At 71.3% G+C, this 19,346-nt stretch carries 12 protein-coding genes and 1 pseudogene; 6 read left to right on the top strand and 7 right to left on the bottom strand.

Translation table 11 applies throughout. The features are described from left to right. Positions 1–41: 41 nt before the first annotated feature. Complete coding sequence (locus B7767_RS06510) at positions 42–2,192, bottom strand: AAA family ATPase (protein ID WP_085571293.1); 2,151 nt, start codon at positions 2,190–2,192, stop codon at positions 42–44. A gap of 304 nt (positions 2,193–2,496) precedes the next feature. On the opposite strand from B7767_RS06510, the gene B7767_RS06505 reads away from it, so the two are divergent. Then, positions 2,497–3,858 (top strand): sensor histidine kinase, encoded by a 1,362-nt coding sequence (locus tag B7767_RS06505; protein ID WP_085571292.1) that lies wholly within the window; start codon positions 2,497–2,499, stop codon positions 3,856–3,858. Between the two features lies 1 nt (position 3,859). Here the strand turns inward: B7767_RS06505 and B7767_RS06500 are convergent, their stop codons facing one another. After that, positions 3,860–5,833: an ATP-binding protein gene (locus B7767_RS06500; protein WP_085571291.1), complete on the bottom strand. Its 1,974-nt coding sequence runs from the start codon at positions 5,831–5,833 to the stop codon at positions 3,860–3,862. 416 nt (positions 5,834–6,249) lie between these two features. On the opposite strand from B7767_RS06500, the gene B7767_RS06495 reads away from it, so the two are divergent. Continuing rightward, on the top strand, positions 6,250–6,966 hold the full coding sequence (locus B7767_RS06495) for a hypothetical protein (RefSeq protein ID WP_143652247.1): 717 nt from the start codon (positions 6,250–6,252) through the stop codon (positions 6,964–6,966). 61 nt (positions 6,967–7,027) lie between these two features. Here the strand turns inward: B7767_RS06495 and B7767_RS06490 are convergent, their stop codons facing one another. Beyond that, the gene (locus tag B7767_RS06490; protein WP_085571289.1) at positions 7,028–7,711 is read right to left on the bottom strand and encodes a response regulator transcription factor; all 684 of its coding nucleotides are present in this window, start codon (positions 7,709–7,711) and stop codon (positions 7,028–7,030) included. Positions 7,712–8,224: 513 nt separating this feature from the next. Here B7767_RS06490 and B7767_RS06485 point away from each other — a divergent pair. Then, positions 8,225–8,650, top strand: coding sequence for an OsmC family protein (locus B7767_RS06485; RefSeq protein ID WP_055469927.1), 426 nt, complete (start codon positions 8,225–8,227; stop codon positions 8,648–8,650). An 85-nt stretch (positions 8,651–8,735) separates the two neighbouring features. Here the strand turns inward: B7767_RS06485 and B7767_RS06480 are convergent, their stop codons facing one another. Both B7767_RS06480 and B7767_RS47810 read right to left on the bottom strand, forming a co-directional pair. Next, entirely contained in the window at positions 8,736–9,320 is a 585-nt protein-coding gene (locus B7767_RS06480) for a caspase family protein (RefSeq protein WP_256923343.1), read from the bottom strand. Between the two features lie 501 nt (positions 9,321–9,821). After that, a pseudogene (locus tag B7767_RS47810) lies at positions 9,822–9,920 on the bottom strand (3-oxoadipate enol-lactone hydrolase); the annotation flags it as partial. Between the two features lie 1,116 nt (positions 9,921–11,036). Here B7767_RS47810 and B7767_RS06470 point away from each other — a divergent pair. Beyond that, positions 11,037–12,839 (top strand): ABC transporter ATP-binding protein, encoded by a 1,803-nt coding sequence (locus tag B7767_RS06470; protein WP_085571287.1) that lies wholly within the window; start codon positions 11,037–11,039, stop codon positions 12,837–12,839. Between the two features lie 636 nt (positions 12,840–13,475). On the opposite strand, the gene B7767_RS06465 is transcribed toward B7767_RS06470, so the two are convergent. After that, positions 13,476–14,717, bottom strand: coding sequence for a DUF418 domain-containing protein (locus B7767_RS06465; RefSeq protein WP_179167048.1), 1,242 nt, complete (start codon positions 14,715–14,717; stop codon positions 13,476–13,478). A 628-nt stretch (positions 14,718–15,345) separates the two neighbouring features. Between B7767_RS06465 and B7767_RS06460 the strand changes: the two genes are divergently transcribed. Both B7767_RS06460 and B7767_RS06455 read left to right on the top strand, forming a co-directional pair. Beyond that, the gene (locus B7767_RS06460; RefSeq protein ID WP_371100496.1) at positions 15,346–15,981 is read left to right on the top strand and encodes a response regulator; all 636 of its coding nucleotides are present in this window, start codon (positions 15,346–15,348) and stop codon (positions 15,979–15,981) included. Then, complete coding sequence (locus B7767_RS06455) at positions 15,978–17,099, top strand: sensor histidine kinase (RefSeq protein WP_085571285.1); 1,122 nt, start codon at positions 15,978–15,980, stop codon at positions 17,097–17,099. Before B7767_RS06460 ends, B7767_RS06455 begins: the two co-directional genes overlap by 4 nt. Before the next feature lie 349 nt (positions 17,100–17,448). Here the strand turns inward: B7767_RS06455 and B7767_RS06450 are convergent, their stop codons facing one another. Further along, entirely contained in the window at positions 17,449–19,095 is a 1,647-nt protein-coding gene (locus tag B7767_RS06450) for a ricin-type beta-trefoil lectin domain protein (protein ID WP_085571284.1), read from the bottom strand. Between the last annotated feature and the right edge of the window lie 251 nt (positions 19,096–19,346).

Raw genomic sequence — 19,346 nt, 5'->3', positions numbered from 1 at the left:
CCGCACGAGGGTGCCGCCCTTCCGGCTGCCGCCCTCGTGCGTCAGCGGTCCACGCGGCTCTGTTCCCGGTCGCCCACGGAGGAGGTGTATTCGTCCGGCACACCGGACGCGTACACCTCCTCATGCCACAGACGAGCCGAGACGCGCTCGACCGCAGTCCTGAGATGACGGCGGTAGGTGCTCAGTGACACACCCAGTCGTTCGGCCGCTGCCTGGTGCGTGGCCGTCCCTTCGACGAACGCGGTCACCGCGGCCTGGTGCGGTCCGTGCCCACCTTGCTCCTCGGCCAGCTCGTAGACGGCCTGTTGGAGCACGGCCGCCAGGTCTTCACCGCCTACGGCGGCCACCCGGCTACGCCGCAACGGATTCAGCGCGAGCTCCGACGGCCGCCGCAACGCCCGCAGTCCCGCGTGCACGGCGTCGGCGAACTCCCGCTCGGACAGTACCCCCGTCGGCGTCCGCGCCTCATCCGTGCGGACGAGGCCGGCACCGTTCACCCGATGACAGGGGTCGCGGCCGTCGCCCTCACCCGACACGGAGCGCAGCAGCCCGCGCAGCCAGTCGGAAGCGGGAAAGACCCGCACGTCACGGGCGAACAGACGCTGGGGAACGCCACCGACGTCCCAGCGGTGCTCCGTGGGAAGCAGCCCGTGCCGGCGCAGCGCCCCGTCCCAGACGCCGTCGTCCCGGAGCACGAAGAACACCCAGGCCGGTCCGCCGGTCCGCACGGTCTCCGCGACGAGGCACCGCAGCGACAGCGCCACGGCCGATGAGGCGTCCCGTCGCTCTCGCGGGCCGGCGTGGAAGCGGGCCACCGAGATCCGCTCGTTCGCCCGCAGTGGCCCGTGCCGCCGGACGTGGTCCCAGACGGCGGCGAGCACGGGATCCGCTGTCTCCCCTTCGTACGCCGTCAGCCTCAGCCAGGCCGTGCAGGCTCGGGGTGGGCCGTACGGGACTGGCCGCCGGACCCTGAACGCCTCCGGCTGGTGACGCAGCCAGAACCGTGCGTTCTCCGCGGACTCCGGCCCTTCGCAGTCCGCGATCAGGCCGAGCACGGTGGCCTCGTCCACAGGTCTGCACGCCTCGTCCTCGTGGCTGTCCCGCGCGGTCCACTCATGGGCGGGTGGCAGCGCCGTGATGTCCCGGTACAAGCGGTGCAGGGCTGCCGCAGCGTCCAGGGCGCGGTCGAAAGGCACGGTGCGTATCTGCTCCACCAGGTGGTCGTGCAGGCGCTCGTGCAGAGTGGCGAACCCGTCGGGGTCGTTCCATCTGGCGTCGTGCGCGACCGTGTTGCGTACCGCCTCGTCCAGCCGCAGGCCGCATCCGACGGCCGTCACCCAGGGCTGCGCGCGCAGCCACGCGAACAACCGGGCCGCCGCGCCGGCGCCGAGTTCGGCGCGCAGCAACTCCTCCGTGACGGTCCCCGCCCGGGCGGTCACCTGCAGAGTCCGTCGGTGCTGCTCGGTGGGAAGGCCGCCGACGAGACGGTGGAACAGGACCGCGGTCAGCCGTCGGGAGACGCCCCCGTCCATGGACCACCCTGCTTCCCCACCTGTGCGGGCGGCGGCCGCGACCAGGGACAGAGCCAGGGGATTGCCGCCCGCGAACTCCCGCACGGAGACGTGCAAAGGTGGCGGCACGTCCTGGTCGCCCAGGACCCTCTTGGTCTCCTCCGCACTGAGCGCGGGCAACTTCATCGACCGGGCGCAGGCGGCCCAGCCGGGATCGGTTCTCCAGCCGAGCTGCGGCGGGGTCCTGGACGCCATGACCACGACCGCATCACCCGGCACCTCGGGCAGGAAGCTCTCGCGCAGCCACGCCTCCAGCCCGGTGCACCGCTCCAGGCTGTCGACCAACAGGACGGGTGCGGGATCGTCAAGGACATCACGGAACGCATCCAGGCGACCACAGGCGTCCGCCGGTGTCCTCGCACCGTCCACCCACACCACCGTCCTGCCGGCGGCGGTCGCGTCCCAGGACAGGCGGTGCAGCAGGGCGGACTTACCGATACCGCCGGGCCCGTGCACGAAGAGGACGGGACGGGCTTCGGCTTCTCCCGCCAGCGCCGCTCGGAACGCATCCCGCTCGGCCGCCCTGCCGACGAAGGCCCGGGCACGTGCGGCGGCCACGTGCTCGCCGAGCAGACCGTCACCACAGGAGCCGGCGGGGTCCGTGGCCTTGCTGCCGCTCACTGGTTCGGCTCGGGTAGGGACTGGTCCCGGACTCACCGGAACTCCTCTGCGAAGGGATCGGTCAACCCCTCCAGTCCAACCGTCCCGGTCGTCGGCGAGCTCCGCCTTCGAGGCGAACTCGCGGATCGGCCGACCGGACGAGGTCGCTCTCCTGCTCGTCCTGGAGAACGAGTACGTGCCCCCGGACGCTCCTGCACCGACATCCGGACTGTCCGTGCTCGCGCTGACCCACGGACGAGGGGTACGCCGTCTTCCGGTGTCCCGGCGGGCCGCTGTCGGCCGGCGCGGTCTACCGTGGACCGTCATGAGCGCACTGAACTCGTGGCCGCGCCGCCGTCTGCCCCCCGCCCTGACCGACCTGGCCCTGGGCGTTCTCCTGACAGGCTGGTGCCTGGCCCTGCCCTCCCTGGTCCCTGCGAGCGAGGCCCTGCACAACGCGCCGGGCGGCTGGTGGGTCGCGCTCATCCTGGTCTGCGGTGCGCCCATTACCGTTCATCACCGGTTCCCGCTGGCGAGCCTCGTGGTGGTCGCGGTCACCTGCAGCATCCTCCAGGCGCTGAGTTACGTCCCCCACCTGGTGGGGCCGCAGGGGACCGCGATCAGCCCCACCTACCTGTGCGCCGCGACTGCCCTGTTCCTGACCGCCGTGCGGACCGAGCGCCGCACCGCCGCTCTTGTGGCGCTCCTCCACGTTCCGGCGCTGTCCGTGACGGAAGCCGTGCTGGCGCCCGCGGGTCACTGGCTTGCCGCGGGCACGACCGAGGCGGTGCTGACGGCCGCGGCCTGGTCCCTCGGCCGGCTGGTACGAACGCGGACCGCCATGCAGGATCAGGCGCTGGAGCGCGCCAAGGCGCTGGAGGGTGAACAGCTCGCCAAAGCCCGTGCCGCCGTCATGGAGGAACGCGCGCGCATCGCCCGGGAACTGCATGACATCGTCGCCCACAACGTCAGCCTCATGGTCGTGCAGACCATCGCCGCCGACCGGGTCCAGGCCCGCGACCCGGAGAAGGCCCACGAACTGCACCGCACCATAGAGGAGACCGGCCGGGCCACCGTCGCCGAGCTACGGCAACTGCTGGACGTGCTCCGCACCGACGACGAGGACGACACCGACCCCAGCAAGCAGCCACCGCAGCCCACCATCGACGCCATCCCGGCGCTGCTGGAGTCGGTACGTGCCGCCGGTCTCCAGGTCCACTGCGCCATCAGCGGGGAACCGGTCGACCTGTCGGCCGGCTCGCAACTGGCGGTCTACCGGATCGTGCAGGAAGCCCTCACCAACACGCTCAAGCACGCGGGCCGCACCCGCACCGCCGTCACGCTGACGTGGGAGCACGACCGCCGCAGGCTCTCCTTGAGGATCTGCGACGCGGGCCCCGGCGAGCAGGCCGCGCCTTCATCGGCCCACGTCTTCGACCGGGGGGCGGGGCACGGGCTGGTCGGGATCCGGGAACGGGTCGCGGCCATGGGCGGCACACTGCACACCGGTCACCGGCCCGGAGGCGGTTACTGTGTGCATGCCGCCCTCCCCCTTCCGTCCGTGTACGGCCCGCCCCCGCCGGACGACCGGAGCTCCTGCGTCCTCGCCGAGCCCGTTGGCCACGAGGACGGCACCGGGTCCCACGACGACGAGGCCGGGACCGTCCTCGCTCTCCCGGTCACCTGAGTCAACGCCGCGGCCGGTCCGCGGGTGACAGCAGCGGGGTTCCGGACAGTTCGTGCTCCCACATGATCCGCGTGATCCGGTGTGTCGCCCACGCCAGGTGGCGGCGGTAGGTGCTGAGGGGAAGCCCCAGGCGCCGAGCGGCGGCCGCCTGCGTCGAGGCCCCTTCGACGTAGGCGGCGGTCGCCGCCCGGTAGCCCTTGTCACCACCGCGCTCGAGCGGCAGGCTGCCGATCGCGCTGGTGACCACGTCCTTGAGACCCATGCCGTGCGCCAGGACGAGACGACTGCGCTGGAGCGGGTTGAGCGCCAGCTCACGTGGCCGGCGCAAGACTCGCAGAGCGGCCTTCACGGCGACGGCGAACTCCTCCTCGCCCAGCACCAGGATCTCCGCCGCCGTGCACGGATCCTTCCCGGAGCGGGCTGGACCAGGAGCGGCGCCGGTGAGCAAGGGAGCGTTCGCCGCACCCCCGAACACCGCGGGCAGGGCACGCCGGTCGCAGGCGAAGAGACGGTGACGGTGACCGTTGACGGTCACCGTGCCGGCCGTCGGCTCCATGGCGTGGTGGCGCAGATGAGAGTCCCAGAAGCCGTCGTCGCGCAGGACGGCGAACGCCCAGGCCAGTCTGTCGTCGCGGATGATCTCCCCCACCATGCGCCCGAGGGACGCGTCCATCACGGGGGAGGGACGGTGATCGCCGTACTCGCCGACGTGGAACCGCGCCAGCGCGATGTGCTCGCCGGCCCGCACCGGACCGTGCTTCCTGGTGTGCGCCCAGGCGGCGGCGACGACCGGGTCCTCCGCCTCCCCTTCGAAGGGCATGAGCCTCAACCACGCCGAACATCCGACGTCATCCTCACCAGGTCCGAGGCGTTGCAGAAGGAAGGACTCGGGCTGCTCGCGCAGCCAGTGCGCGGCCATGCGCGCCGACTCCGGTCCCTCCTGGCGGCGTATCCGGCGGATCAGCGTCGCCTCGTGCCCGACCGCGCGGGGCAGCTCTTCGGCCCGGCCGCCCGACGCCCGGCCGTGCGCATCTGCCAGAAAGCGCCCGGAGCGGTGGAGGAACCGCAGGTCCCCCACGGTCTCGAGGACGCGGGAAGCGGGCCCGAGCCTCGTCCGTTCGAGCAGGTGGCCCCGGATCCTCCGGTGCAGTTCTGCGAATCCGGCCGGATCACGCCAGCGTAGATCGGCTCTCAGCGCCTCGCGTACGACGGCGTGGGGGGCCACACCGAGCCGGGTGGTCTGGACGAACGGCTGGTCGCGCAGCCAGAGGAAGAGATCCTCGCCCTGGTCACCGAGGACCGCCCGCAGCAACGCCACCGAAGTGACACGGGCCTGGGCGCACACGTCCAGGGCTGCCTGGTGAGCCTCGTCGGGCGGGGTACCGACGAGGCGGCGCAGCAGAGTGGCGACGGCGTCCTGGCCCAGCGGAGGATCCGCGTGATCGGCACCGCCATCGGTCTCCGTGCGCACCGCCGCCTCCGCGGCCAGGGCGAGAGCCAGGGGGTGCCCTCCGGTGAACTCCAGCAGGGCGTCGTGCAGGTGAGGGAGCACGCCTCGCTGCCGGAGGAACGCCGCTGCGTCGGGTTTGCTCAGACCGCCGAGGGGCAGTACACGCAGCAGCCCCGTCCAGCCCGGGTCGGCCGGCCAGTGAGGGTCAGGCTCGTGGCGGCTCGCCACGACGGCCACGGTGCCCCAGGGGAGGCGGGGTAGGCACTCCTCACGCAACCAGTCCTCCAAGGACCGGCAGTGCTCGAAGGAATCGACGAGCAGAACGGCTCCAGGCTCCCGCGTGACGGGACGTACGGCACGCGTGAACGCATCGGCGGTCGCCGGCGTGGTCCGCCCGTCGACCCGTACGACGGTGCGGCCTGCGGCACGGGCCTCCAGCGCGAACCGGCGCAAGAGCATCGACTTGCCCGTGCCCTCCGGACCGTGCAGGTAGAGAACGCAGGCGGCGCCGGATGCTCCGTGCAACGCTGCGCGGAAGAAGTGGAGCTCATGCCTGCGTCCGAGGAATGAACGCTCCCGGACTCGTTCCAACCGCCGGCCCAGGCTGCCGCCGCGCGTGCTCACTCACTCCGCCTCTCCGTCCCGCCCGACGCGCCCGGGCCGCTGACCGCGACAACGCGGAGCGCGGCCGCGACGGGAGTACTCCGAGAGGAGCATATGCGTCCGTGGATCACCACGGGCGGCCGCCCACGCGGGGCGGAGAGTTCGTCGCCCCTGCCCTCTCGGCCGCCGTTGAGCACAGGTGAGCACATGACGACCACCGCTTGAGCAGCCGGTGGCGCGCGGGGGTGCCGAGCATGGAACGGACCCGCCACACGAGTACCACCCCCCGCCACACGAGTACCACCCCCATGCCCATGCCCATGCCCATGCCCATGCCCATGCCCACAACTGCGATGTCCTCCTCCTGCCCCGTCGATGTCGTCCTCTCACTGCGCCGGCAGAAGACAGCCCGTCTGCTGCGCACCATGCGCCCGTACCACGTGCTGCCGGCCCTGTCCCACTCATGGGGTTCCGCACCGGCCTACATGTCGCTGCTGCGCAGGCCCGACGGACTGACCGTCCTCGATGTGTCAGAGGACGGCGGAACGGACCGACTTGAGCAGCGCGTGCGCGTGCTCAGCACGATCTCCTCGGTCGTGGTGCTGGCCCCCCGGGACGTGGACGTGGTCGCCACGCTGCGTGCGGGGGCCGTCAACGTGCTCCCCCGGGACACCCCTCCTAGGGAGTTGGCCGGACGGATCGTCGCCGAACGCAGGTGGATCGATCTCTCTTCGAGGCGTCAACGCCTGCGGGCACCGTCCCGGAGTCGTCCGCAGGTCGTGCCTCACCAGGCTTCTCAGCAGGTGTTGTTGGAACTTCTAAGCCTGCCTTCCCGTGAGTGGTGTTGTCACGATCTGGGTCTGCTGCTCGGCACCGCCGGGGAGCCGGTGAGCAAACGGGCGCTGCAAGCCCGTGTGATGCGTCTGAACGGACGTCTGGCGCCGTACGGGGTCTCTGTCGACGCCGTACACCGGTGGGGCCGGACCAGGTACTCGGGTGTACGCGAGGCCGTGCCGTACGAGGTGCCGCCCGCGCAGTCGCCGTTGCGCCTCTGATTTCACGCCCCGGATGCGCTGACGACTCGTTCGTGGGAGGCCGTCAGGGAGGAGCAGCCTGTCAGCGGACGGTGGAAGCCTGCCCGACCGGTGTGACCAGGCCGGCGTCGTAGGCCAGGATCACCGCTTGTACCCGGTCACGCAGATGGTACTTCTCCAGGATATGAGCGATGTGTGTCCTGACCGTGTTCTTGCTGACGTCCAACTCCTGAGCGATCTCCTCGTTGGACAGCCCCCGACTCAGCGCACGCAACACGTCGACCTCGCGGGCCGTGAGATGCTCCAGCCGCCTGGACGCGGCCCCGACGGCCGGCTGAGGCAGACGGGCGAAGCGGTCCAGAAGCCGCCGAGTGACACGGGGGGACAGGACCGCGTCACCGGCGGCCACCATCCGTACCGCCTCCACCAGAGACTGTGCGGGCCCGTCCTTGAGCAGGAAACCGACGGCCCCGGCCCTGAGAGCGTCCAGGACGTGCCGATCCAGGTCGAACGTGGTCAACATCACGACCTGGGCTTCCGCATCGGACTCCACGATGCGCCGGGTGGCCTCGACACCGTCCGTGCCGGGCATGCGGACGTCCATCAGGACGACGTCCGGCCGCAGGGCGAAGACCTGCTCAACAGCGGAGTCGCCGTCGGACGCCTCACCGACAACGGCGATGTCCGGTTCGCATTCGAGGATGAGACGGAAACCGGTGCGGATCATCTGCTGGTCGTCGACCAGCAGAACGCGGACGGACTCCATGGAAGAGGCTTCCTTCGTGCGGTGCGGGTGAAACGGGCGGCCGACTCGACTGCCGCCCGAGCGATGCGCTGACGACGAGCATGTGTACCGGCTCTCGATGACGACAGATCACGATATCTGCACGGGTCGTCCGGGACGCGCTGGGTCGATGCGCGCAGCGTGACGCAGCCGACGTGGAGAGACGAGAAGGCACGCTGCTCCGGCCTGGCGACTGATCAAGCCGGCCCGAGAGGGTTGCTCCAGCAACTGAGGAATCATCTGTCGGATCTCTCCCCCTTCGCCTTACCGCCTCACGTGCCCCCACAGCATGCAGTACACGCTTACGCAGAAGTAAATCACGATCAACTTCGTGAAGCGTGCCGTCCGGGCGAGGGCCTGCGTTCGCGGGCGGTGCTGACACCGCACGACCGCCGGTATCGCCGTGGGACACCGTGCCGCCGTGCCACGTCCTCCTGTGATCCGATGGGCTCGCTGCCCCGATCAGGGGCCGAAGGCTCAACGAAGGGAACCACCGTGGCAACCACGCGCTCCGCGCACACCGTCTGGGAAGGCAACCTGCTCGAGGGCAACGGCGTCGTCACCTTCGACTCGTCCGGCATCGGCGAGCAGCCGGTGTCGTGGCCGTCGCGCGCCGAGCAGGCGAACGGCAGGACCAGCCCGGAGGAGCTGATCGCCGCCGCCCACTCCAGCTGCTTCTCCATGGCACTGTCGCACGGCCTGACCGGCGCCGGCACCCCGCCCACCAAGCTCACCACCTCCGCCGACGTCACCTTCCAGCCCGGCGAGGGCATCAAGGGCATCCACCTCACGGTGGAGGGCACCGTCCCCGGCCTCGACAACGACACCTTCGTCGCCGCCGCCGAGGACGCCAAGAAGAACTGCCCGGTCAGCCAGGCCCTGACCGGCACGACCATCACCCTGACCGCGAAGCTGGCCTGAAACAGGGGCGGGGACCGCCACATGACGTGTCGGGAGGGAGCCGGTTCTGTGACGGAACTGCGGTGCAGTCCCCCAGAGGTCTGACTCACGCACCCGCTGAAGACACGTAGTGGCGATTCGACGTGGGCAGGCCACGGCGTTGCCACCGGAGGCCGGCGCGGCCTCGCCGGCCTGCCACCCTCACGGGCGGCGGGCCGGCCCCCTTCTTGTCGTCCCTTGTCTGCTCGGCGCAGGGGGGCGTGCCGGCTTCCGGCCGTATGCGGGTGCCGAGGTCGTCCAGCGGGCCGCCGGCGGTCATCATGCCTCTACTGGTCAGCAGGGCCGGCTCGCCAGACTTGGCCACGGCGCCGTTCGGCTGCTGGTCGGAGGTGCGTAGGCCGACGGCGAAGCCACTGCTGCGACAACAGTCAATCATGACGACCTTCTGTGGCGCGACGCACTGTTCCAACAGCTCATCGAAGAAACCGGCGCTGACACCGGTCTCGGCCACCCGGTCGAAGTCGGTGTCCCGGGCGACGACGTAGAACTCGCCGCCGTCTCTGACCCGTCTTACACCGTGCCCCGAGATGCACAGCAGGGCCAGTTCGTCCTCGTCGCAGGCCGTAAGAAACTCGCCGATGGCCAGTCGCATGTCATCGGCGGTGAGGTCGGTCTCCGTCTGGCTGGAGATGAAGCTGCCGATATTTCACGGACCCTGCTCTTCAAGCTTTATAGCCTACGACTCCGCTTCTGATGGCCGTCATGGCCGTGTGAGCCCGGCCAAGTGGTCGGCCCCTCGGGCGAAGTAGCAATTGAGATGCATGAGCATGTCTCGTCGCGCTGGGAGAACGACGCACCCCGGTACGGACGGATAAGCGGGTGCGATCGCGAATCAGGCACCCGAGAAAGCTACAGGCACACGGACCACTCAGGAGCACCGACCACATCATGCGCGCCAACGCGTTCGACCTCACGCCGAAGCCGCACCGGAGCGCTCCGGTGCGGCTTCGGCGTCTCACGGATCCGGGCAGAGACCCCGCCATGACGGACCGCGGCGGAGCCTCGCCATATCACCTGCGTATCACACAGCCATCACCAAGTGGGTAGACACTCTCGGACCGAGAGGCTCCGACCTGCACTTTCATGCCCACGGGAGACTGGAACAGACGCCCCTGGACGGTCTCTACAACCTGTGCCATGTGGTACCCAGTGAGGGACCGAGGATCAGGACCGGGGCCTCTTCCGGCCCGTCGAAGCGGTATTGCAGGGTGTTCGGCGGTGTCTCACTCACGCCCCGCACCCTCTCATGTCTCACGGGCGCCCCTGTAACGCGGGGCGCGGGAGACCGGTCCGACCAGATTGAAGACTTCCCGGGCGGCATATCGCTCGAGGCATCGGACGATCCCACGTCGGGTCCTGCCCTCCTGGGTGCGGTGTTCGCGGTACGCCCGGGAGCGGGGGTCATGGCACAGCCGGGTGAACACGGTGCGGTGCAGGGCGGCACCGGCCTGCCGGTGCCGCCGTGGTCGAGACGGCGCGTGCGCCGCCGAGGACCTCCAGGGCGCCTCAAGAGAGACGAGACGCACTGCGCCGCTGCGGCGGACGGCGCGGAGCCGGGTCGGCGGACGGACGACCGGGATTCCGCCTGGCGCCGGACGCGCGGAGAGCGACACCCGGGCCGGGTGGCAGCCCTTCTGCGCACTCATGGCATCGCCCCCGGCGCGAGGGCTCTTCTCCGGCGCGATCATCCAGAGTGGCGGGTGCCCGAGCCACACCGTCGGACACGGCCGGCCGTGTACAGGACGCCGAGGGTGATGACGCCGACGAGGACCCAGTCGATGCGGCCGTAGTTGTCGCACCTGAACTCCGACGGACACCATCGCGGCCGACACTTCCCGGTTTCCGTGCCGGCGTCGGCCACCGCCTTGCGGACGGGCCGGCGCCTCCGTCACCACCCGCTGGAACGACTTCCCCCAGCCCGTCCGGCACCGGCCGCTCCACGATCCCCACACCGGCGGACCGTCGAACAGGCCACATGGGATGACCTGCGGGAGACCAGGGTCGTCGAGCGCGTGCGGGTCTGCCGCCGCAAGGGCCCGAGGGTGCCGTGCGGACATGGTGCGGGCACTCCAGGATCTCCGACACGTCTGCTGCGAGGAGACGGGCCGCGATCCCGCACGGCAGGCCGGCGGGCGATCCGCTCCAGCCACTCGGCGGGGGTCCACCCGACGATCGCCGGATGTCCGAAGAAGCGTCCGGTCTTCCAGGCTGGTGGCGTGACACACCATGCGCCCGAGCAGGAAGTCGCCGCCTCACGTCGGTCGTCGGCCGGTGCGACGGTCCGTGGTGACGCCGGGCTGCGGTGCGCGCCCTGCCACGGCGGCAGACCACGTAGGAGAGGGATCCTGTGAACACCGCATCCGTCCAGGGGACGACGAGTGCCGACTCCCCGTGTGCCCGCGAGACGCTCCGGGCGCTGTACGGGTACGTCCGCCCGCACCGGTGGGCTGTCGCACTCGGTCTGTTGCTGGCGCTGGTCGGTGCGGCCGGCGGGTTGCTCCAGCCTCTGGCCACGAAGGAACTGGTCGACCGGCTCTCGTCCGGCGGCACGCTCACCACCATCCTGCTGGCCATGACAATGCTGGTGCTGGTGGGCACGGTGGCCGAGGCATGCGGCGCCTATGTCCTGGAGCGGACGGCGGAGTCCGTGGTCCTGGCTGCTCGCCGCGGCCTCATCGGCCGGCTGCTGCGGCTGCGGCTCGCGGAGGTGGAGCGGATGCAGCCGGGCGATCTGATGTCCCGGGTGACCTCCGACACCACGCTGCTGCGGGCGGTCAGCACCCAGGCGGTGGTCAACGCCGCGACGGGGGCGGTCACGCTGGTCGCGGCGATTGTGGTGATGGCTTTCCTCGATGCCGTCCTGCTCGGCGTGACGCTCGTCGTGGTCGCGCTCGTCGGTGCCGGCGTCGCCTCGGTGCTGCCGAGGATCGGGCAGGCCACCGGGCGTTCGCAGGCCGCGGTCGGGGAGATGTCCGCGGGGCTGGAGCGGGTCTTGGGCGCTTTCCGCACCGTGAAGGCGTCCGGCGCCGAGGAACGGGAGGGCGCCCGTGTCGAGGCCGCGGCCCGGCGGGCGTGGCGCCACGGGGTGCGCGGCGCGAAGTGGGAGGCCGTGGTGGGGACGGCGGACAACCTCGCCGTGCAGCTGGCCTTCCTCGCGGTGCTCGCCGTCGGCGGAGCACGGGTGGCATCCGGGGAGATCCCCGTGTCCACGCTCATCGCCTTCCTGCTGTACCTCTTCTACCTGATGGAACCGGTGTACAGGCTGGTCGAGGCCGTCTCCGGTTACCAGGAGGGCGCGGCCGCGATCTCCCGGATCACGGAGGTGGACGTCCTGCCGGCCGAGCCGTCGGTCGCGCGTGGGCCGGCGCGGCCCGAGGACTGGGCCGTCGTGCAGTACCCGGCGTCGGTCCGCTTCGAGGATGTGTCCTTCCGCTACGCCCCCGGTCTGCCGTACGTCCACCAGCGGGTGGACTTCGAGGTTCCGCGTACCGGAATGACAGCCTTCGTCGGCCCCTCGGGAGCGGGGAAGTCGACGCTCTTCACGCTCATCGAGCGGTTCTGCGAGGCGACCGGCGGCCGGGTCCTGGTCGACGGCAAGGACGTGCGCGAGTGGCCTCTGCCCGAGTTGCGGTCCGTCATCGGGTACGTCGAGCAGGACGCGCCGGTCCTTGCCGGAACGCTGCGGGAGAATCTGGTCTTCGCCGCGCCCGGTGCGACGGACGAGGACATCCGTGCCGTCCTCGCCCGGACCCGGCTCGACTCCCTCGTCGAGCGTCTGCCGCACGGCTTGGACACCGTGGTGGGGCATCGCGGCTCGAAGCTGTCCGGCGGGGAGCGCCAGCGCGTCGCGATCGCCCGCGCGCTGCTGCGACGGCCCCGGCTGCTGCTCCTGGACGAGGCGACCTCGCAGCTGGACGCCGTCAACGAGCTGGCTCTGCGGGACGTCATCGCCGAGACGGCACGCGAGACCACCGTGCTGGTGGTGGCCCACCGCCTGTCGACGGTGACGGACGCCGACCGCATCGTCGTCATGGACGGGGGCACGGTCCGCGCGGTCGGTACCCACGAGGAGCTGGTGGCCGAGGACGAGCTGTACGCACGGCTCGCCGCGACCCAGCTCCTGACCCCGGCGGGCCGCCCCCGCAGGTGAGACGGGCCGGACCGCGGAGGACGACACGGTCGCCCCCGGGGCTGCCCCCGCCGCACGGCGGGGGCAGCCCGCATACGTGAGGGGTGGTGCCGGACATCCGCCGGGTACCGGTGGAAGGCACCGTCCCCGAGGCCGCGTCACCTCCCGGAAGCACACGCGGGGCCCGCAGGACGCACACCGCCGTTCCCTCGGCCTCCGAAGCGCCTCCGCCCACGTCCCTCGGTCCCTCGCGGCTTCGCCCGGCCAGCCCCGGTACGTCTTCCGCCGAAGGCTCTGACAGGGCGCCGACCGTGGCGGAGGCGACCCGTGCGGCCGACGCCCGGGCCATGACGGCCGTTGCCGACCGGATCCCTGCACGGTCTTCGCCGGCCTCCTTGGAACCATCGGGCGCCATGGCTGAGCCGCGCGGTCCGTCTCCGCACCGTTCGGATCCGGGGCACGCGCCGCACCGGTCACCGGTCCGCGGCACACGAGGGCGTGGGGAAAGTCCTCGCCCCGGACGGTCGGTCCGCGCGAGGAGGATCCGGTACGGATTGCCGGGGCACGGCCGAGGCCCGCAAGGGCTGGTCCCCTTGCGGGCGGCGAGGGCCGTCGAAGCCGGGGCGGGCCACGTCCGCCGACCGCCCCGGCGCGCTCTCATCGGACGTACTTCGCGGGCCGGGTGGCGGCGTTGAGCAGCGACTCCAGGGGTCCGCGGCGGAAGAACCGGGACCAGACCGCGGCGAACACGGTCGCCGCCAGAATGAACATCAGCACGGGCACCCACGACGCCTGGCTGCTTTCGCCGGCCGGCATGCCCATCACGGACTGCGCGACGAAGTGGCCGACGTAGGCCGTCAGGGACATGGCGCCCACCGCGATGACCGGCTTCGACAGGCGGCGCAGGAGCGGAAGACGGTCCATCAGGACCGTCACGGACACGATCACGAGGATCGCGACGCCCACGCTGCCGATGATGTCGAACGTGGTGCCGCTGTGCGGCCCGGCGGTCAGCAGATCGGAGGCCGCCCCCTGGGCCTCGAAGGATCCACTGCCGAAGGACGCCGGCCCGGAGCCGGTGGACGGCTTTCCGCCCTCCGCCATGCTCCGCAACGCGTCCTTGCCCGCCAGCAGCAGGGACATGCCGTACGCGGCCACGGCGAGGGCGGCGCCGAGCGCGGCCAGGCGCCACTGGACGGCGACGGCGGCCAGGTCGAGGCGGGCCAGCGCCATCCCGGCGATCACGAACGGCATCCACGTGATCGCCGGGTAGAAGCCGGTGAGCAGCAGGTCGAGCACTCCCACCTCACTGAGCGCCTTGAGCGGGTCGTAGGTGTCGACGCTCTGCTGGACGGACTCGCTCAGCAGCGACCTCAGTACGAACGCCAACTGCGGTGTGAGAAGGGCGAGCCCGCCCGCGATCATCGCGAGCGTCCCGGCGCGCAGTCGCACCAAGGGCAGGGCGAGGAGGAAGTAGACGCCGTAGAAGGCGAGGATGATCACACCTCCGTACTCCATCGCCAGGACGGTGCCCAGCACCAGCAGGACCACGGCGCGGATCGCGATCCGCGCCTTCGCCTGCCTGCCGGCCGGGCCGGTCTTCGGCTCCCTGCGACCCGCGATCAGCATCAGCGAGAACCCTGCGAGGGTGGCGAACAGGACCGACGAGTGGCCGTCGGCCAGGTACCGCACCCAGCTGCCGACGCCGTCCGTGGCCGACAGAGGGGGTCCGATATGGACGATGTACATGCCGAACACCGCCAGCGCGCGGGCCACGTCCAACCCGACCAGGCGTCCCAGCGGCGCACGGGCCGAGGCGGGCTCGGGTGAGGTCCGGGGCTGCGGAGGGTCGTGCTCCTGCGGAGCCGTTGTCTCGTGCGGCAGCTGCGTATGTGTCATGGAGACAAAACTCATGGTGAGGCCGGGTGACGGACCATCCGGCAGCCTTCGGCGACCACCCCGCCGGTCGGCCGGGACCGCCCCGCCGGACGGCGGGGACGGACGGCGGCCGCCCCCTCGGAGCGGATCACTCGCAGCGCCGGAGCAAGGACGCCCGCACCCTCCCTGCGGCCTGCGTCCCTGCTTGGTCAGGGCGTTGGCCAGAACGAGAGCGGACCGGCGCCGGCGCAGGCGCAGAGGCGAGGGGGCATGGGCGGGGAGTCCTCGAACGTACGGCCATCGCTTGCGGCCCGCCGGTTCGGACCGCCCTCCGGACCGGTCCCGCCGCAGCGGGGCCACAGGCTCCATCCGCCGAGGTTCGCCCACCTGCCCGCCGAAGGGCCGGGGCGCTCCCCCCGGACGGCTGGAACGGGTCTCCCGGGTGGCGGGCGTTCCCTGGTGGTCGCACCGTGGCGCGCCGGAGCGGACGTACGCTCGGCAGCGAGCGATCTCCGTACGAGAGCCGGAATGCCCTGGGCCGCGTACGGATCGCCCGGGATCGGGACAGGGCAGACAAGTGTGAGGCGGGACGCCGGTGATCCGGGTAGTGGTGGTGGACGACGAGGCCCTGGTGCGATCCGGCTTCCAGATGATCCTGAACGCGTCCGACGGCATCCAGGTCGTGGCGACCGCGGAAGGGGCACAGGCGGCCGACGTGATCCGCCGCGAGATGCCGGACGTGGTGCTCCTCGACATCCGCATGCCGGACGTGGACGGCCTGACCGTCCTGCGGCAGATCCGGACACTGCCCGAACCACCGCACGTGGCCATGCTGACCACGTTCGACACCGACGAGTACATCCTGACCGCGCTGCGCTCGGGGGCCGCCGGCTTCCTCCTCAAGGACACCGAGCCCGAACAGCTCGCCCAGCTGGTGCGCACCCTGGCCGCGGGCGGGGTGGTGATGTCCCCGAAGGCCTCACGTGCCCTGCTGCGCGGTCACCCGGGGGCGGGAGCGCCGCAGGACACGGACGTGGCGCGCGTGGGTCTGCTCAGCGACCGGGAACGCGACGTTCTTGTCCTGGTCGCGGAAGGACTCTCCAACGCCGACATCGGCACCCGCATCCATCTGAGCGCGGGCACCGTCAAGGACCACGTCAGCTCGATCCTGGCCAAGCTGCGGGTCTCCAGCCGCGTCCAGGCGGCCCTGCTGGCGGAGCGGGCCGGACTGCTCGGCAGGAACGGCGACGCCGCGGCCCGGGACACGCGGGGCCACGGGCGATGAGCAGGGTCCCGGCACTGTGGCGAAGGGTGCCGGCCTGGGCGGCCGACGCGAGCCTCGGCGTGCTCGCCGTCCTCGACGCCTGGATCAACCTCTTCGACGAGGGAACCCCCCTCGTGTGGACCTGCGTCGCCATCGGCAGCGCGGGACTGCTCCTGCGCAGGCGTCTTCCGCTGACGGTCTTCCTGCTGACGCTGCCCATGACGGTCTTCATGGACGTGGCGGTCGCCCCGGTCACAGCCCTGTACACACTGGCCACGGTGACCCGCGACCGCCGGCTGCTGGTCGGCTGCGCCCTGCTGCACGCGGCGGCGGGCACCCTCGCCTGGCCCCTGTCCGAGACGTTCACCGGCGACCGGACCTGGACGCTCGTCCTGTTCGTCTACACGCTCGCCACAGCCGTCGTCCCGGTCCTGTTCGGCCAGCTCGTGCAGGCCAGGCACGACGTGGCACGCCAGCTCGAGGAGGTCGAGGAGGCCCGGGAGCACGAACGCGCCCTGCACGCCCAGACCGTCCTCGCCCGCGAACGGGCCCAGCTGGCACGCGAGATGCACGACGTCGTCTCCCACCAGGTCAGCCTCATCGCCGTACAGGCCGGAGCGCTGCAGGTCGCCTCCAAAGATCCTGACGCCCGCGAGGCCGCCCGCACCATCCGCTCCCTGAGCGTGAACACCCTCGACGAACTCCGCCACATGGTCACCCTGCTCCGCGCCTCCGGCGGCAAGGAAACCGAACTCGCCCCCCAGCCCACCCTCGCCGGCCTCCGGCAACTGATCGCCAACAGCGGCATCGAGACGACCCTGACCGGCGAGCTTCCGCCCCACATCAGCACGACAGCCCAACGCACCGTCTACCGCACGGTCCAGGAAGCCCTCACCAACGTGCGCAAGCACGCCCCCGGAGCCCGCGCCGAGGTACGCCTGTGGCACGACGCGGACCACTACGGCGTCACCGTCACCAACACGGCACCCACCCGCCCGGCCGTCGCCCTGCCCAGCTCCCGCCAGGGCTTGATCGGCCTGCGGGAGCGCGCCGAACTGCTCCACGGCACCTTCACCGCCGGACCCACCCCGCGAGGCGGATACAAGGTCGACCTACGCGCCCCCGCCCGGTCCGGCTGAAACCGGTCCCACGCGCACCTTCCGCAGCCGCGGCCGCCGGGCATCGCACCGTCAGTGACGACGAGGCCCCGCCGCACTCGCGGGGCCTCGTCGTCCCACTCTCGCCGTCCCGGACGCCCAGCGGCCGCACTCGCGCATCCGCCGTCCCCACGAGCAACGCGGACACCCGACTTCGTGAGGAGCCGAGCGCGTCCTGTGCGCCGCCGGGTGCGGCCTCACGGTGAAGCCGCACCGGAGCACTTCGGTGCGGCTTCACCGTGTCACGGGTCCGTGCCGGCGGATGCGGCAGCCGTGCGGGAGGCCGTGGCCGGGGCGTCGTCGCTCCGGCCACGACCCGGTGCCGTGCCGCTCACGCGCGGGTCCACTTCTGGTTGGCCTGGCCGTTGCAGGTCCACAGCACCAGCCGGGTCCCGTTGGCGGTGCCGGCCCCGTTGGCGTCGAGGCACAGTCCGGAGTGGACGTTGCGGATCGAGCCGTCGGAGCCGACGGTCCACTTCTGGTTGTTCTGGCCGTTGCAGGGCCAGGTGATGACACGGGTGCCGTTGGTGGTGCCCTGCTCGTAGGCGTCCAGGCACTTGTCGCCGTAGACGCGGATCTCGCCGCCCGCCCATGTGGTCCACAGCTGGTTGGCGGCCGTGTGGCAGTCCCACAGCAGAGCCGCGGCGCCGGCGGCCGTGGAGGCGTTGTCCACGTCCACGCAGCGGCCGGAGGAGTTGCCCCGCAGGCGTGAGGTGGTGGCGGCCAGCGGGCTGCCGCCGCTCACCCGGTACGCGGCGACGCCGTGCGCGGGGACGCTCGCCGAGATCTGTCCGGACGTGCTCGACGTGCCACCGGTCCACAGGTCGGTGAGGGTGAACGGCCCTCCGCCCAGGCCGATCTGGGCGGCCGTCGTGGTGACCGTCGCCGCGCTCCCGCCCCGGTTGAACAGCCCCACCGCGACCGAACCGTCCGCCAGGGGCTTGGCGAACACCTCGATGTCGCCGTCGTCGCGCACCCTGCGTCCGCCCGCGCCCAGGGAGTCCTGGTTCACCGCCAGCAGGCGCGGGTTGCGCAGGATCGCGCTGACGTCGGCGGACATCGTGCGGATGTCGTTGCCGGCCATCAGCGGGGCACTCATCAGCGCCCACAGGGCGAAGTGGGAGCGGGACTCGGTCAGCGACAGGCCGGGGCGGCCGACGACCAGCATGTCGGGGTCGTTCCAGTGCCCCGGTCCGGACTGTGCGGCCAGCGGCGCGTTGACGTCCAGGACGTTGCCGACGCCCATCGGGTAGCTGTTGGTGTTGCCGTTCTGCCAGATGTCGAGCAGGTCCTCGGTCGTCCGCCACAGGTCGGCGACCTCGCCCCAGTCGTACGTGGACCCCGTGATGGCGTGGAAGCTGTTGGGGTTGATGCTGTAGACGATCGGCCGACCGGTGGCGCGCAGGGCATCACGCATCAGCTTGAACCGCGCGACCTGCTCGTCACGCGTGCCGCTCGAGGAACACCAGTCGTACTTGAGGTAGTCGACCCCCCATGCGGCGAACGTGGCGGCGTCCTGGACCTCGTGGCCCCTGCTGCCCGTGGAGCCCGGGTAAGTGCCCACGGTCTGCGCACAGGTGCGCTCGCCCGGCACCTGGTAGATGCCGAACTTCAGGCCCTTGCCGTGGATGTAGTCCCCGAGGGCCTTCATCCCGCTCGGGAACTTCGTGGGGTTGGCCCGCAGGTTGCCCTGCGCGTCACGCTGCGGGTCGAACCAGCAGTCGTCGACCACCACGTACCGGTAGCCGGCGTCCCGCATGCCCGAGGACACCATCGCGTCGGCGGCCTGGCGGACCTGGGCCTCGGTGATTCCGCACCCGAAGCTGTTCCAGCTGTTCCACCCCAGCGGTGGGGTGAGCGCCGGACTGCCCGGCGCGGCCGTGGCGGTGGACTGCGCCGAGGCCGTCACGGACGCGGTCACCGTCAGCGCGGCGGCCGTGAGGAGGCGGAACAGTCGTCCGCGTAATCGTCTGGGCACCGGGACTCCTTCGGCAGGGGGAGGAGAGAAGAGTGTTCGAAATTTCGGTTGCCGTTCGGAAACTTCAGATGCCCCACGGATACTAGAGAGGCGGCCGGTCATGTCAACACCTCCCCGAGGAGCAGGATTCGCCACCTGATCAGCAAGGGGGGCGAGGCCGAGGCGCACCGACTCCGCACCAGGCGCTTCGAACATTTCGAAAAGGCGCACGACTCATGCGAGAGGGGTTGACGGGGTGCGCCAACCTCCTA

Source organism: Streptomyces sp. 13-12-16, assembly GCF_002114215.1.
GTDB lineage: Bacteria > Actinomycetota > Actinomycetes > Streptomycetales > Streptomycetaceae > Streptomyces.
The sequence above is the reverse complement of the archived record's forward strand: the minus strand, read 5'-3'. Positions and strand labels throughout refer to the sequence as shown.

What these genes read in the sequence shown, in the direction of transcription:
- B7767_RS06505 (WP_085571292.1), top strand. Translation starts at nt 2,497, where the DNA reads ATGAGCGCACTGAACTCGTGGCCGCGCCGCCGTCTGCCCCCCGCCCTG.
- B7767_RS06495 (WP_143652247.1), top strand. Translation starts at nt 6,250, where the DNA reads ATGCCCACAACTGCGATGTCCTCCTCCTGCCCCGTCGATGTCGTCCTC.
- B7767_RS06490 (WP_085571289.1), bottom strand. Translation starts at nt 7,711, where the DNA reads ATGGAGTCCGTCCGCGTTCTGCTGGTCGACGACCAGCAGATGATCCGC.
- B7767_RS06465 (WP_179167048.1), bottom strand. Translation starts at nt 14,717, where the DNA reads ATGACACATACGCAGCTGCCGCACGAGACAACGGCTCCGCAGGAGCAC.
- B7767_RS06460 (WP_371100496.1), top strand. Translation starts at nt 15,346, where the DNA reads ATGATCCTGAACGCGTCCGACGGCATCCAGGTCGTGGCGACCGCGGAA.
- B7767_RS06455 (WP_085571285.1), top strand. Translation starts at nt 15,978, where the DNA reads ATGAGCAGGGTCCCGGCACTGTGGCGAAGGGTGCCGGCCTGGGCGGCC.